We start from the raw sequence: 15,326 nt of genomic DNA, 5'->3' as shown, positions 1-15,326 counted from the left end.
ACGCTCGGCAAGCCCTTCTCCGCCTTCCTGTTCGACATGGACGGCACGCTTCTCAATTCCATCGCGGCGGCCGAGCGCGTCTGGGGTAAATGGGCCCTGGCGCACGGGCTGGACCTTGCGACCTTCCTGCCCTTCATGCATGGCAAGCGCGGCATCGACACGATCACGCAGCTGAACCTGCCTGGCGTCGATCCGGCGAAGGAAGCAGCCTATATCACGCAGGCCGAGATCGACGATGTCGAAGGCGTCAAGCCGATCCCCGGTGCGCTCGAATTCCTGAAGACGCTGCCGAGCGATCGCTGGGCGATCGTCACCTCTTCGCCGCTGCCGCTGGCAAGAGCCCGCCTTGCCAAGGCCGGCATCACCGCGCCGAAATTTCTGGTGACGGCGGAAGACGTGACGCAGGGCAAGCCGGCACCGGATTGCTACCGGCTCGGTGCCGAGCGCGTCGGCTTCGATGCTGCCGACTGCCTCGTGTTCGAGGACGTTCCCGCCGGCGTCAAGGCCGGGGAAGCTGCGGGCGCCGATGTCGCAGTGGTCACCACGACGCATGAACACCCGATGGAAACGACGCATCTCAAGATCTCGGACTATGAGGGACTTGCGGTTGAGATCGCGGCCGACGGACGTCTCATGCTGGTTGAAAAGTCCGGCGCTTAAGCGGACACGACCGTCTCCAAGGGTTGTCGCGGGCACGCGGCGACCTAACTAGACCCCCATGCCAAACGACAGCCACACCCTTCTCATACCCGATCCGGACGTCACGATCAGCGCGCAAGAGCCGCTGCCAGACGTGTACCCCGACGTGTTCAGGCACATTGCCGCAGCGCCCGACGACTGGGCGCTGTTCCTCGATATCGACGGCACGCTGGTCGATCTCGCGGAGACGCCGGACGCGATCGTCGTCCCCCCGGACCTGCCCGCCACGCTCATGTCGCTCTCCCACCGTCTCGGCGGTGCACTCGCGCTCGTCACGGGCCGAGCGCTGCATTATGCCGATGTGCTGTTCGATCCCGCGACCTTCCCGATCGCCGGTCTGCACGGAGCCGAACTGCGCGACCAGACGGGCGCGATCACACGGCCGGAGATCACGCCCGGCTTCGTGACGCTGAAGAACGACCTCGCAAAGACGGTGAAGGACTGGGACGGCGTGCTGTTCGAGGACAAGGGGGCGGCCGTGGCGCTGCACTATCGGCAGGCGCCGGAACGCTGCGCCGATGTCGAGCACATCATGCGGCGCGCTTCGGTCGCCATCGGCGGCGACTGGGGCCTGCAATTCGGCAAGATGGTCGTGGAACTCCGCCCTTCCACGGCGAGCAAGGGGGGGGCGGTCATGACCTTCCTGTCGCAACCGCCCTTCGAAGGGCGCAAGCCGCTGGCCATCGGCGACGACGTGACCGACGAGGCCATGTTCAAGGTGGCGAACGCCGCCGGCGGCATGTCGCTGCGGGTCGGGCAGCCCGGTTCCGAGACGCAGGCGCAGGCCACGATCGGCTCGGCGGAAGCGGTGCGCAGCGCCCTGACGGCGCTGGCCCGCGCGGGCAAGGCGTGATCGGCGACATGCCCGCGGGCATGCCGACCGACTTGCCCACGGACTGGGCGGTTTGCCCGCTGGTCTGCTGCCAGACATTCGAAAGGAAGAAATCTTGAGTCGTCTCATCGTCGTGTCCAACCGGGTGCCGGTGCCGGAAAAATCGGGCGATGCCCCGGCCGGCGGTCTTGCCGTCGCTTTGCAGGCCGCGCTCGAGGAGCATGGCGGCATCTGGATGGGCTGGTCCGGTAAATCCAGCGGGACGCGGGAGCCGGAGGCGCTCGACCTCAAGGACCGGGGCAAGATCACCTATGCCCTGACCGACCTGACCGACAAGGATGTCGAGGAATACTACTTCGGTTTTGCCAATCGCGTGCTCTGGCCGATCTGCCATTACCGGCTGGATCTCGCCGAATATGGCCGCAAGGAAATGGCCGGCTATTTCCGCGTGAACCGTTTCTTCGCGCATCGCCTGGCGCCGATGCTGCAGCCGGACGACGTCATCTGGATACACGACTATCATCTCATTCCGCTGGCCGCCGAACTGCGCCAGATGGGCGTGAAGAACCGCATCGGCTTCTTCCTGCACATCCCCTGGCCGCCGGCCGACGTGCTCTTCGCCATGCCGGTGCATGAGGAGATCATGCGCGGTCTGTCGCATTACGACCTCATCGGCTTTCAAACGGATCATGACCTCGAGAACTTTGCAGGCGGGCTCCGCCGCGAGGGCATCGGCAACGAGATCAAGCCGGGCCGCTACAGCGCCCACGGCCGCATCTTCAAGGGCGGCACCTATGGCATCGGCATCGAGACCGCGGCGTTTGCGAATTTTGCCCGAAAGAGCGCGTCGCATGTGATGGTGCGCAAGGCCGCCGCCAGCATCGAGGGGCGCGATCTGATCATCGGTGTGGACCGGCTGGACTATTCCAAAGGCATCACCCAGCGCATCGACGCCTTCGAGCGCTTCATCGAGGGCAATCCCGGCCAGCAGGGCAAGGTGACCTACTTGCAGGTCACGCCCAAATCCCGCTCAGAGGTGCCGGAATACGAGGCGATGCAGCGGACGGTCGCCGAACAGGCGGGGCGCGTCAATGGCGCGCTCGGCACGGTCGACTGGGTGCCGATCCGCTATATCAACCGCTCGATTTCACGGCCGATCCTTGCCGGTCTCTACCGGATGGCGAAGGTGGGTCTGGTGACGCCGCTGCGTGACGGCATGAACCTCGTCGCCAAGGAATATGTCGCCGCGCAGGACCCGGAAAATCCGGGCGTGCTGGTGCTGTCGCGCTTTGCGGGGGCGGCCCGCGAGCTGGATAGCGCGCTGCTGGTCAACCCCTACGACATCGAGGGTACGGCGAACGCCATTGCCCGGGCGCTTTCCATGCCGCTGCCCGAGCGGCAGGAGCGGTGGGGCAAGATGATGGATTATCTGAACGAGCACGACGTGGTGCGCTGGTGCGACGATTTCCTCAAGGACTTGGTGGCGTGAGGGAAGGCTCGACGTCGTCATGCTCGGGCTTGTGCCAAGGACCTGCTGTCGTCTCCGCAAACACCATGGTCCTTCAGATCGCGGGCAGGGCCGCAGATCCTCGGCACAAGGCCGAGGAGGACGTTGCGGGGAGAGGGATCACGCCGCCTTGGCGACGTGATATTCCTTGATCGCGACCATCTTGATCGCCTTCCAGCGATCGGCCTCGTAGTTGAGCGAAAAGCCGTCCTGCGCCAGGAACACCGGGTCGCCGTCGAGGTCGCGGGCGATGTCGCCGCGGCGGGCTGTGATGAAACGGTCGAGTTCGGCGGGGTCGTCGGCGGAGACCCAGCGGCAGATCGAGAAGCGGGCCATTTCGAACGAGACGGGCAGGCCGTATTCGCCTTGGAGCCGCTCCTTCAACACGTCGAGCTGTAGCGCGCCGACGACGCCGACGATGGCCGGTGAGCCGTCTTCGGGCGAAAACAGCTGCACGACGCCTTCCTCGGCCATCTGTTGCAGCGCTTCCTTCAGCTTCTTCGCCTTCATGGCATCCTCCAGCCGCACGCGGCGCAGGATTTCCGGCGAGAAGTTCGGGACCCCCTGGAAGACGAGCTGTTCGCCTTCGGTCAGCGTATCGCCGATGCGCAGCGTCCCGTGGTTGGGAATGCCGACCACATCGCCGGCATAGGCCGTATCGGCCAGCTGGCGCTGCGAGGCAAAGAAGAACTGCGGTGCGGTAAGGCCGAGCTGCTTGCCGGTGCGGGCGAGCCGCGCCTTCATGCCGCGTTCCAGCTTGCCCGAGCAGATGCGGGCAAAGGCGATGCGGTCGCGGTGGTTCGGGTCCATATTGGCCTGGATCTTGAAGACGAAGGCCGTCATCTTGTCCTCGCTCGCATGGACCGTGCGGATGTCGGCCACCTGGTCGCGCGGCGGCGGTGCGACGGCGCCCAGCGCATCGATCAGGTCGCGCACGCCGTAATTGCGCAGCGCCGAGCCGAAGAAGACGGGCGTCATGTGGCCTTCGAGAAAGGCCTGCCTGTCGAACGGCCGGCAGGCCTCGATGGCAAGCTCCGTTTCCTCGATGAAGGCGGCACGCTCGTTTTCCGGCAGCCGGTCGGCGACCGCCTGCGGGCCGTTGACCTTCAACGCCTCGACCTGCGTATCGGCGCCGCGCACCGTGTTTTCAGCGAGATAATAGGAGCCGCAGAAGGTCTTCGACCGGCCGATGGGCCAGGTGATCGGCGCCGTGTCGAGCGCCAGCTTCTCCTCGACCTCGTCGAGAATCTCGAACGGATCGCGGCTTTCCCGGTCCATCTTGTTGATGAAGGTGATGATCGGGATGTCGCGCATGCGGCAGACCTCGAACAGCTTCAGCGTCCGCGGCTCGATGCCCTTGGCGGCGTCGATCACCATCACGGCGGCGTCCACCGCCGTCAGCGTGCGATAGGTATCGTCGGCGAAATCTTCGTGGCCGGGCGTATCGAGAATGTTGAAGACGTTGCCGCCATATTCGAACGTCATCACCGAGGTGACGACCGAGATGCCGCGCTCCCGCTCGATCTTCATCCAGTCGGACCGCGTCTGGATGCGGTCCTTCTTCGCCTTGACCTCGCCGGCCAGCTGGATCGCGCCGCCGAACAGCAGCAGCTTTTCGGTCAACGTGGTCTTGCCCGCGTCGGGGTGCGCGATGATCGCAAAGGTTCGGCGGCGGGAGACCGCATCGGCAAGCGTTTCAGCCATCGGGAATGTCCTGTTTTCTGGGGCTTATCTAGCGATATGACGGCCGATATGCAATTGACGCCGTTTAAACCTCTCTCGTGAAGGCGCCGCGCATGACGGACACCCCCGGTTCCATCGAAATTCCCGTCCTCGCCCTCGTCCGCCTTCCCCACGGGGAGGGCCTGGCGCTGCCGGCCTATGAGACGCGTGGCGCCGCGGGCATGGACCTGCGGGCCGCCGTGGCCGCGGACGAACCGCTGGTCCTGGCGCCGGGCGCGCGTGCGCTGGTGCCGACCGGCTTCGTCTTCGAGATCCCTGACGGGTTCGAGGGGCAGGTTCGCCCACGCTCGGGGCTCGCCTTCAAGAACGGCGTCACCTGCCTCAACACGCCGGGGACGATCGACAGCGATTATCGCGGCGAGGTGAAGGTGCTGCTGATCAACCACGGTGCCGAGCCCTTCACCATCACCCGCGACATGCGCATCGCCCAGATGGTCATCGCGCCGGTGACGCAGGTCCGCGTGACCGAGGCAACCGCTTTTTCGGAAACGGTGCGTGGCGCCGGCGGCTTCGGTTCGACCGGGGTCTAACGTCAGGGCAAGGCGTCGATTTGGTAAGTCATCACAAAATTGTGCGCTGCATCATTGGCAGGATCTGCTTGACTCGAAAACATACACTCGTGTTTGTATAGCGCACGACCTGCCCTTGAATCCGTCTTCGGGCAACTGTCTGATTTTCGTTTCCTCCGGCCGACGCCATGAGATCTCATGCGCGCGCCGGTCTTTTTCGTGGGACCTATCTATGCGGACCAATCGTCTGACGCTCGCCGCTGTCGTCATCAGTGCGGCTTTTCTGAGTGCCTGCCAGCAGGAGGAGAGCCAGGCGCAAGGTCAGCCTGCGCCCCCGCCGTCCGAAGTCGCCGTCGTCACGACGAAGACCGAGGAGCTGCCGATCACCAACGAGCTTCCGGGCCGAATCGCTGCGACCCGCACCGCGGAAGTCCGCCCGCGCGTGTCCGGCATCGTGGTCGAGCGCGTGTTCGAGCAGGGAACCACGGTGCAGCAGGGCGACGTACTCTACCGCATCGATCCGAAGCCCTTCCAGGTGCAGGTCGATAGCGCCGAGGCGACGCTCGCCCGGGCGCGTGCCGCCCAGACGCAGGCCCGCAACACGTCGGATCGGCAGGAGCAGCTGCGCCGCTCGAACGTCGCGACCCAGCAGAACTTCGACGATGCCGTCGCGCTGCTGGCGCAGGCCGATGCGGATGTGGCGATCGCCGAAGCCGGCGTCGCTTCCGCCCGTCTGAACCTCGAATATACCAACGTGACCGCGCCGATCAGCGGCCGGATCGGCCGCGCGCTGATCACCGAAGGCGCCCTGGTCAGCCAGAGCGGCACGGAAAACCTCGCCACCATCCAGCAGCTCGACCCTGTCTATGCCGACTTCACCCAGACGGCGACCGACGTCATCCGCCTGCGCAAGGCGCTGCAGGATGGACAGCTTATGACCGATGCCAACGAGGCGGCCGCCCAGCTGGTGCTGGACGACGGCACGCCCTATCCGGAAAAGGGCCGTCTGCTCTTCTCGGAAGCGGCCGTCGATGAAACCACCGGCCAGATCACGCTGCGCGGCGAGTTCGCCAATCCGAACGGCGATCTCCTGCCCGGCATGTATGTCCGCGGCCAGATCCAGCAGGGCATCGAGCGCAATGCGATCGCCGTGCCGCAGCAGGCCATCCAGCGCGACACCGCCGGCAAGGCGCTGGTCTACGTCGTCAACGGCGAGAGCAAGGTCGAGATCCGCCCCGTCATGACGAGCCGCGTCGTCGGCGATCGCTGGGTCATCTCGAGCGGCCTCAAGGCGGATGAGAAGATCATCGTCGAGGGCTTCCAGAAGGTCGGCCCCGGCGCGCCGGTAAAGGCCGTCGACTGGAACCCCGAGCCGCCCAAGCCCGAAGGCGAAGCGGCGCCTGCTGCGACGACGAAACCGGAAGGCGAGCCCGCCGGCAATGATCCGGCCGGCCAGCCCGCTGGCGACGCCAAGCCTGCACAAGCGAATTAAGGACGGTCCATGCCCAGTTTCTTTATCGACCGGCCCATTTTCGCCTGGGTCGTCGCCCTCTTCATCATGATCGCCGGGATCATCGCGATCCCCTTCCTGCCGATCGCGCAATACCCAAGCGTCGCGCCGCCGCAGATCAGCATCTCCGCCAATTATCCCGGTGCGTCTTCCACCGAGACGTATCAGGGCGTGACGCAGCTGATCGAGAACGAGCTGAACGGCATCGACGGTCTCCAGTATTTCGAGTCCACGTCGAACGCCGCCGGCTCCGTCTCCATCAACGTCACCTTCGCACCGGGCACCGATCCGGGCGATGCGGCCGTGGACGTGCAGAACCGCGTTCGCCGCGTCGAGCCGCGGCTTCCGGATGCGGTTACCCAGCAGGGCATCCAGGTCGATGAAGCCGGCTCGGGCTTCCTCCTGATCATCTCGCTGACCTCGACCGACGGTTCGATGGACGCCATCGGTCTGGGCGACTATCTCAGCCGCAACGTGCTGAACGAAGTCCAGCGCATCGAGGGCGTCGGACAGGCGCAGCTGTTCTCCTCCGAGCGCTCCATGCGCGTCTGGATCGATCCCGACAAGATGGTCGGCCTGAACCTGACGGCCGGCGACGTGACCAGCGCCATCCAGGCGCAGAACGCCCAGATCGCCGCCGGCTCCATCGGCGCCCAGCCGAACCCGATCACCCAGCAGGTCTCGGCCCCCGTTCTCGTCAAGGGCCAGCTGTCCTCGCCGGAAGAGTTCGGCGCGATCGTGCTGCGCGCCAATCCCGACGGGTCGGCCGTGCGCCTGCGCGACGTCGCGCGGCTCGAGGTCGGTGGCCAGAGCTACGACACCTCGACCCGCCTCAACGGCAAGCCTTCGGCCGCCATCGCCGTGCAGCTGACCCCGACCGGCAACGCGCTCAACACCGCGACGCTGATCGAGGCGCGGATGGAAGAGCTGAAAGGGTACTTCCCCGCAGGCGTCGAATATTCCATTCCCTACAACACCGCGCCCTTCGTCGAGGTCTCGATCGAAAAGGTGCTGCACACGCTGCTCGAAGCCGTCGCGCTCGTCTTCCTCGTGATGTTCCTGTTCCTGCAGAACATCCGCTACACGCTCATCCCGACCATCGTCGTGCCGGTCGCACTGCTCGGCACCTGCGCCATCATCTATGCCGCGGGCTTCTCCATCAACGTGCTGACCATGTTCGCCATGGTGCTGGCGATCGGCATTCTCGTCGACGACGCCATCATCGTGGTCGAGAACGTCGAGCGCATCATGACGGAAGAGGGGCTGACGCCGAAGGAGGCGACGCGCAAGGCGATGGGCCAGATCACCGGTGCCGTCATCGGCATCACGCTGGTTCTCTCCGCCGTGTTCATTCCCATGGCCTTCTTCCCGGGCTCGGTCGGCGTCATCTACCAGCAGTTCTCGCTGACCATGGTGACCTCGATCCTGTTCTCCGCCTTCCTGGCGCTGTCGCTCACCCCCGCGCTCGCCGGCAGCTTCCTGAAGCAGATCCCGAAGGGCCAGCACCAGAAGAAGCGCGGCTTCTTCGGCATGTTCAACCGCGGCTTCGACAAGACCTCGCACGGCTATAGCGGCTGGGTCGCGTGGATGATCAAGCGGTCGGGCCGCTTCATGCTCGTCTACCTCGTGATCGTCGCCGCCATGGGCTACCTGTTCATGCGTCTTCCCTCGGCCTTCCTGCCGAACGAAGACCAGGGCTACATCATCGTCTCCATGCAGCTTCCCTCGGAAGCCACCGCCAACCGGACGACCGAGGTCATCCAGCAGGTGGAAGGCTTCTTCGGCAAGGAAGGCGCCGTCGATCGCATCATCGCCGTCAACGGCTTCTCCTTCTCGGGCTCCGGCCAGAACGCGGCCCTCGCCTTCATCACGCTCAAGGACTGGGCGGATCGCGGTGCCGACGATTCGGCAGCCTCGATCGCCATGCGCGCCTCCATCGCCTTCAGCCAGATCCGCGACGCGATCGCCTTTGCGCTGTCGCCGCCGCCCATCCAGGGGCTCGGCACCAGCAACGGCTTCGAGTTCCGCCTTCAGGACCGTGCGGGTCAGGGGGATACGGCGCTCGCCGCCGCCCGCGACCAGCTGCTCGGCCTTGCCGGGCAGAGCCCGATCCTTGCCGGCGTCCGCGTGGACGGCCTGCCGGACGTCGCCCAGCTGAACCTGATCGTGGACCGCGAGAAGGCCAACACCTTCGGCGTTGCCTTTGCCGATATCAACGCCACGATCTCGACCAATCTCGGCTCCACCTACGTCAACGACTTCCCGAATTCGGGCCGTCTGCAGCGCGTGACCGTGCAGGCCGACGTGACCAAGCGCACCAAGCCGTCCGACCTGCTCACGCTCAACGTGCGCAACACCAATGGCGGCATGGTGCCTCTGTCTGCCTTCTCCTCCATCGAGTGGCAGATGGGCCCGGCCCAGACCGTCGGCTATAACGGCTACCCCTCCATCCGCATTTCGGGCCAGGCGACGCCGGGCCATTCCTCGGGCGAGGCGATTGCGGAAATGGAACGGCTGATGGGCGAACTGCCCGCGGGCTTTGCCTATGAGTGGTCCGGCCAGTCGCGCGAGGAAATCCAGTCGGGATCCCAGGCTCCGCTTCTCATCGGACTCTCCTGCCTGCTGATCTTCCTGTGCCTCGCCGCGCTTTACGAAAGCTGGTCGATCCCGATCTCGGTCATGCTTGTCGTTCCCCTTGGCATCATCGGCGCGGTCATCGCCATCACGCTGCGCGACCTCTCCAACGACGTCTACTTCAAGGTGGGCCTGATCACGATCATGGGCCTGTCGGCCAAGAACGCGATCCTGATCATCGAGTTCGCCAAGGAGCAGATGGAGGCAGGCAAGTCGCTGATGGATGCGACGATCGAGGCGGCACACCTGCGTTTCCGGCCGATCCTCATGACCTCGCTCGCCTTCACGCTCGGCGTCGTGCCGCTCGCCATTGCCAGTGGTGCTTCGGCCGCCAGCCAGAACGCGATCGGCACGGGGGTTCTCGGCGGCATGATCTCGGCGACCATCCTCGCGGTCTTCTTCGTGCCGGTCTTCTTCGTCTTCGTCATGAAGATCTTCCAGCGCGGCAAGAAGAACGAGCAGACTACCACCGCACCGGCCGCTGGCCACGGTACTGGCCACGACGCCGGCCACACCGCTGGCACCACACCGGCCGAGTGATCGCGGTTCCGGCCCGCCGTCAGGTGGGCCGACCCCTGTGGGAGGTTCACGAGACCATGCGGCGGACGAAGGCGAAAGCGGAGGAAACGCGCAACCGCATCCTGAATGCGGCGGAGCACGTGTTCTTCGAGAAGGGCGTTTCCAACGCGACGCTCGAGGATGTCGCCTCGGCAGCGGGTGTGACCCGCGGCGCCATCTACTGGCACTTCCAGAACAAGGCCGATATCTTTCTGGAACTCTACAAGGCGGTCCCGCTGCCCGACGAGGACCTGCTGCGGGACGAAATCGAAAATGTCGGGATCGATATCCTCGCCCATATCGAAGCGGTCGCCGGCGACTGGCTGGACGTCATGGCGTCCGACGAGCAGCGCCAGCGCATCCTCACCATCCTCCTGCGCTGCGACTACACAAGCGACCTCGCCCCGGTGCTCGGACGCCAGCAGGAAATCGACGACGAGCACACCCGGTTTCTCGAAGACGCTTTCGGCAAGGCCGCATCGCGCGGCGCCCTCAGCGGCGCCTGGACGCCCTCCAGCGCTGCCCGGGCGATGCGCTGGATGATCAAGGGCCTCTGCAGCGAATGGCTCCTCTTCGGCCGCCGCTTCGACCTCGCCAACGAAGGCCGCCAAGGCCTATCCCGCCTCTTCGGCTGCTTCCGCTGTGAGGACGCGCTGGTGGGGTGAGCAATTGCAGGGACGTACGGGGGCGGGCTCGGGTCGGTCGAAAAAACTCGGGTGTCGATGGTCATGGCTTCATTCGTCGGGGAACAGAATGGCCTCGTAGTCCATCGCCCCGTTCAGGACATGCAGGACCTCCACGGTGTTCTTTTTCACCCAGTAGAAGATGAGGTAATTGCCGTGGACGCGGCGGCGGATGCCCTCTTTTTCGCGACCGACGATCAGCGGGAACGCGTTCGGCATCGTGCCGATGCGCTGGCACTTGTTTTCCAGCTCGGCAACGAACGTCGCGGCCCGTAACGGATTATCCGCGTTGATGTAACGGCCAATCGCAATCAGGTCTGCGATGGCCTCATCGGTAAGAACGACCTTCACGCATGACGGCTTTCATCTTCAGGGATACCGACCGCGGCGCGAATTTTTTCGAAAGCCTCGCTCAGCGATGTGACACGACCGGCGGCGGAATCCGCCATGCCGCGCTCCAAGGCCGCATTCAGCGTTTTCATCTTCTCGTCCCTGTCCTGCTTCTTGCGGTAACGCTCTCGGACAAGGTCGCGGATATATTCGCTGTTGGAAGCAAAAGTACCTTCGTTCACCTCGCGACGCACGAACTGTTCCAGCTCGTCCGTCAAGGTGATTGTCATTTGGCCAGCTGGCTTCATGATTTTCTACTCCTTTCGTTTCCTTAAAGATCATAGTGCAAAATAGTGTCAAACACTAGAAAGCTCTTTCGAGGAACCAAAAAGCGTCGGCGCTTCATCAATCAGGATTTATGACCGTTGTCCTTCCCCTCCAAAAGCAATGGGTTGCGATTCTCATAAATGATGTCCCCAAACGCCTTGCCGGACGCGCCCGCGTCAGAAGCGTGGGCCGAAATCTTGAGGCCTAGCCGGGCCAGCTGAGCGCGGCAAGGTGCGAGGTGATGTCTCGGGAGAAGGCCACCCTGTCTACGGCAACCGGACCGAGTGAGAGCGAAGCGCTAATGCGCCTCATCCCAATTGTGGGCGGCGCGGGCATCGACTTTTAGCGGCACGCGCATGTTAAGGGCGGGCAGGGTGGCGTTTTCCATGACGGAGACGATCAGGGGGATGGCCTTGTCGATCTCGGCGTCTTCCACCTCGAAGATCAGTTCGTCATGCACCTGCAGGAGCATGCGGCAGCGGTCGGAAAGCTTTGCGGCTTCGAGCGCGGGCTCCATCTGCACCATGGCGCGGCGGATGACGTCGGCTGCCGAGCCCTGGATCGGGGCGTTGATCGCGGCGCGCTCGTTGAAGGCGCGCACGGATGGGTTGGAGGAGCGGATGTCGGGGTAATGCGCCCGCCGGCCGAAGATGGTTTCGACGTAACCGTTCTCGCGGGCAAACGCCTTTGTCGCGTCCATATAGTCGCGGATGCCGGGGAAGCGTTCGAAATAGCGCTTGATGTAGTCGCCGGCCTCGGAGCGCTCGATGGAAAGCTGGTTGGCGAGGCCGAAGGCGGAGATGCCGTAGATGATGCCGAAATTGATGGCTTTCGCCCGCCGGCGGATCTCGCTCGGCATGCCCTCGACCGGCACGCCGAACATTTCGGACGCCGTCATCGCGTGAATGTCGATCCCGTCGGCAAAGGCCTGCCGGAGCTGGGGGATGTCGGCGACATGGGCGAGCACCCGCAGCTCGATCTGGCTGTAGTCGGCCGAGATCAGCTTGTGGCCCGGCGTCGAGATGAAGGCCGTGCGGATCTTGCGGCCTTCGGTCGTGCGGATCGGGATGTTCTGCAGGTTGGGTTCCGACGAGGAGAGGCGTCCCGTGGTGGTGGCGGCCAGCGCATAGGAGGTGTGGACGCGCCGCGTCTCCGGATGCACGAAGCCGGGCAGGGCGTCGGTGTAGGTGGACTTCAGCTTGGTCAGCTGGCGCCAGTCGACGATGCGCCGCGGCAGGTCGTGGCCGGAGAGCGCGAGGTCTTCGAGCACCTGCGCCGAGGTGGACCATTGCCCGGTCTTTGTCTTCGACGCGCCGGGCAGGCCCATCTTGCCGAACAGGATGTCGCCCAACTGCTTCGGCGAGCCGATGTTGAAGCTTTCGCCCGCCAGCTCGTGGATCTCGGCCTCTAGCCGCGCCGCACCCTGTGCAAGCTCGCCGGAGAGCCGCGACAGGATCTGCCGGTCGATGGAGATGCCGCGTTCCTCCATGCGCGCGAGCACCGGCACCAGCGGCCGCTCCAGCCGCTCGTAGACGCGCACGAGCTTCTTGGCGGCAAGCCGGGGTTTGAGCACATGCCAGAGCCGCAGTGTCACGTCGGCATCCTCGGCCGCATAGGTGGTGGCCCTGTTGATATCGACGTAATCGAACGTCACCATCGACTTGCCGCTGCCAGCCACGTCCTTGAACGGGATCGGCTGGTGACCCAGCCAGCGCTCCGACAGCGCGTCCATGCCATGGGTGTTGGCGCCGGCATCCGACACGTAGGACATCAGCATCGTATCGTCGAAGCGGGCGATTTCCACGCCCTGCCGCTTCATGACGAGATAATCGTATTTCATGTTCTGGGCGACGACGAGAACGGCGGGGTCTTCCAGCAGCGTCTTCAGAAGAGCGATCGCCTGTCCGTCCGGGATCTGGTTTTCCACCAGCCCGCCGCCGAGGAGATCGCCGACGCCGCTTTTGTGAAGCAGCGGGACATAGGCCGCCCGGATGGAGGTGCCGGAGGCGTCGCGGCTGTTGTCGGCGATGGCGAGCGAGAAGCCGACGAGATCGGCCTGCATCGCATCGAGCGAATTGGTTTCCGTGTCGAAGGCGACGAGGCCGGCCTCGCGGGCGGCCGCGATCCAGCTTTCGAGCGTCGCGATGTCACGGATCGTGACATAGGTCGAGCGGTCGATGGGTGCGGTGGCAAACGCCTCGGCGCGGGACTGTGCGAGGCCCTGCGGCGTCGCACCGGTCTCCACGGCGAGCACCGGCGCCTGGCTCAGGACCTTTGCCGCCTCTTCCGCGGTTTCGAGAGAGCCTTGTGCGGCCGGTTTTGCGGCCTCGCTAGAAGCGTCGCCCTTGTCGAGATCCGGCCCATGCGCCTGCGCGCCGCCTTCGACCGGGATATGCGCGGCGTCCACCGCATCGGCATCCGTATCGGTGGCGGCGGCCACGCGGCGGGTGAGGGAGGTGAATTCCATCGCCTTGAGGAAGGCCACGAGCTTCGGCCCGTCCTGCGGATGCAGGTCGAGCGCGTCGAGCGGGGTCTCCACCGGCACGTCGATCTTCAGCGTCACGAGTTCGCGCGACAGGCGGGCGAGATCGGCATGGGCGAGGATGTTCTCGCGGCGCTTGACCTGTTTGATCTCGCCGGCCCGCGCGAGCAGCGTGTCGAGATCGCCGAACTCTTCCAGAAGCTGGGCGGCCGTCTTCGGGCCGATGCCGGGAATGCCCGGCACGTTGTCGGTCGAATCGCCGGTCAGCGCTTGCAGGTCGATCATCTTTGCCGGCGGCACGCCCCATTTCTCGATGACCTCGGGAATGCCGATCTGCTTGTCCTTCATGCTGTCATACATGGAGACACAAGGGGTGAGCAGCTGCATCAGGTCCTTGTCGGACGACACGATGGTCACGTCGGCGCCGGCTTCCTCCGCCATGCGGGCATAGGTGGCGATCAGGTCGTCGGCCTCGAAACCCTCCATCTCGATGCAGGGCAGGTTGAAGGCGCGCGTCGCATGGCGGATCAGGCCGAATTGCGGGATCAGGTCTTCCGGCGGGGCCGTGCGGTTGGCCTTGTACTTGTCGTAGAGATCGTTGCGGAACGTCTTCGAGGAATAGTCGAAGATGACGGCGAAATGCGTCGGCGTGACGCCCAGCGACGTATCGCGCGCGTCGGTCAGAAGCTTCCACAGCATGTTGCAGAAGCCCGAGACCGCATTGACGGGCAGGCCGTCGGATTTGCGGTTCAGCGGGGGAATGGCGTGGAAGGCCCGGAAGATGAAGCCGGAGCCGTCCACGAGGAAGAGATGATCGCCTTTTTTCATGGAGACACGGATAGCGCGACAGGCGCGAAAGGTCCATTCTACGAGGGTAAGGTCTACAATCTTTCCATGGTGATCTATGAGCAGGATAGCGATCGTTCAAGCCTATGTACTTCCCGGGGCCCTTATGGTTCTCACGGGTCCCCTTGCCTGGTCGATGGGAGACGGGCCCGTCGATATCGCCCGAAAGATGTGTCTCGCGCCGATGTTCCTGTTGGCCATGCGGGGGCTGCGGACATTTTTTCCGGAGGCCAAGGATAGAACCAGGAGCCTGCCGACGCATCTCGAGTTCCAGTTCCTTGTCTCCGGTCTCACGGCGATTAACATCGTGCTGCTGGCAACGCCTGCGAACGACGAAGTGTTCTGGCAGATGGTCCGGATCGTGGTATTGACGACGGTCGTCATGACGGCCGTCAACATGGCGCTCTTCTGGCATGAACGCCGCACGCATCCCAAACAGGATGACGCGGGTCCAAACCTTACCAATTTGTAATCAGGCTTCTCCCGCACTTCCCTTGAAAAGCCACATTCGGACCCACAAATCTTAAACAACGGCAGCGACAAGCGCCGTCATCTGGTCAAGGCCTGTCCCCCGCCGAACCCAGATGCAAGGACAAAGGCCTAACCCCCCTCTCCGGGCCTTTGTCCATTATCAAAAACCGTCATGGCCCGCCTCCGCCATGGCGG

12 protein-coding genes are annotated in these 15,326 nt (G+C 64.4%); 8 read left to right on the top strand and 4 right to left on the bottom strand.

The genetic code is table 11. The annotated features are described in order from the left end of the window. The first annotated feature begins 36 nt into the window (after positions 1-36). The 3 genes from G8E10_RS03375 (at position 37) to otsA (ending at position 3,020) form a co-directional block, all read left to right on the top strand. Positions 37-660 carry an HAD-IA family hydrolase gene (locus G8E10_RS03375; RefSeq protein WP_245507357.1) on the top strand — a complete coding sequence of 208 codons (624 nt, stop codon included), beginning with the start codon at positions 37-39 and terminating at the stop codon, positions 658-660. A gap of 58 nt (positions 661-718) precedes the next feature. Further along, positions 719-1,552 carry a trehalose-phosphatase gene (otsB, locus tag G8E10_RS03370; RefSeq protein ID WP_132445438.1) on the top strand — a complete coding sequence of 278 codons (834 nt, stop codon included), beginning with the start codon at positions 719-721 and terminating at the stop codon, positions 1,550-1,552. Between the two features lie 94 nt (positions 1,553-1,646). After that, the gene (gene otsA, locus G8E10_RS03365) at positions 1,647-3,020 is read left to right on the top strand and encodes an alpha,alpha-trehalose-phosphate synthase (UDP-forming) (protein ID WP_132445441.1); all 1,374 of its coding nucleotides are present in this window, start codon (positions 1,647-1,649) and stop codon (positions 3,018-3,020) included. A gap of 138 nt (positions 3,021-3,158) precedes the next feature. Here the strand turns inward: otsA and G8E10_RS03360 are convergent, their stop codons facing one another. Then, a complete protein-coding gene (locus G8E10_RS03360) occupies positions 3,159-4,742 on the bottom strand; it encodes a peptide chain release factor 3 (RefSeq protein WP_167126828.1) in 1,584 nt (527 codons plus the stop codon). Between the two features lie 92 nt (positions 4,743-4,834). Between G8E10_RS03360 and dut the strand changes: the two genes are divergently transcribed. The 4 genes from dut (at position 4,835) to G8E10_RS03340 (ending at position 10,657) form a co-directional block, all read left to right on the top strand. Beyond that, entirely contained in the window at positions 4,835-5,311 is a 477-nt protein-coding gene (gene dut, locus G8E10_RS03355; protein WP_167126825.1) for a dUTP diphosphatase, read from the top strand. A gap of 211 nt (positions 5,312-5,522) precedes the next feature. After that, positions 5,523-6,782, top strand: a complete 1,260-nt coding sequence (locus G8E10_RS03350) for an efflux RND transporter periplasmic adaptor subunit (RefSeq protein ID WP_132711908.1) — start codon at positions 5,523-5,525, stop codon at positions 6,780-6,782. Between the two features lie 9 nt (positions 6,783-6,791). After that, a complete protein-coding gene (locus G8E10_RS03345) occupies positions 6,792-9,974 on the top strand; it encodes an efflux RND transporter permease subunit (protein WP_167126822.1) in 3,183 nt (1,060 codons plus the stop codon). A 56-nt stretch (positions 9,975-10,030) separates the two neighbouring features. Continuing rightward, positions 10,031-10,657 (top strand): TetR family transcriptional regulator, encoded by a 627-nt coding sequence (locus G8E10_RS03340; protein ID WP_167126819.1) that lies wholly within the window; start codon positions 10,031-10,033, stop codon positions 10,655-10,657. Positions 10,658-10,726: 69 nt separating this feature from the next. Here the strand turns inward: G8E10_RS03340 and G8E10_RS03335 are convergent, their stop codons facing one another. The 3 genes from G8E10_RS03335 to polA form a co-directional block, all read right to left on the bottom strand. Then, positions 10,727-11,026, bottom strand: a complete 300-nt coding sequence (locus G8E10_RS03335) for a type II toxin-antitoxin system RelE/ParE family toxin (RefSeq protein WP_167126816.1) — start codon at positions 11,024-11,026, stop codon at positions 10,727-10,729. After that, positions 11,023-11,313, bottom strand: a complete 291-nt coding sequence (locus G8E10_RS03330) for a type II toxin-antitoxin system ParD family antitoxin (RefSeq protein ID WP_167126813.1) — start codon at positions 11,311-11,313, stop codon at positions 11,023-11,025. Before G8E10_RS03330 ends, G8E10_RS03335 begins: the two co-directional genes overlap by 4 nt. 317 nt (positions 11,314-11,630) lie before the next feature. Next, positions 11,631-14,642, bottom strand: coding sequence for a DNA polymerase I (gene polA, locus G8E10_RS03325; RefSeq protein ID WP_167126810.1), 3,012 nt, complete (start codon positions 14,640-14,642; stop codon positions 11,631-11,633). Positions 14,643-14,844: 202 nt separating this feature from the next. Here polA and G8E10_RS03320 point away from each other — a divergent pair, with 202 nt between their 5' ends. After that, on the top strand, positions 14,845-15,132 hold the full coding sequence (locus tag G8E10_RS03320) for a hypothetical protein (protein WP_146236038.1): 288 nt from the start codon (positions 14,845-14,847) through the stop codon (positions 15,130-15,132). Positions 15,133-15,326 lie beyond the last annotated feature (194 nt).

This window comes from Ferranicluibacter rubi (assembly GCF_011603255.1).
GTDB classification, from domain to species: Bacteria; Pseudomonadota; Alphaproteobacteria; order Rhizobiales; family Rhizobiaceae; genus Ferranicluibacter; species Ferranicluibacter rubi.
Note: the sequence above shows the minus strand (reverse complement) of the source record. Positions and strands in the feature narration are given on the sequence as shown.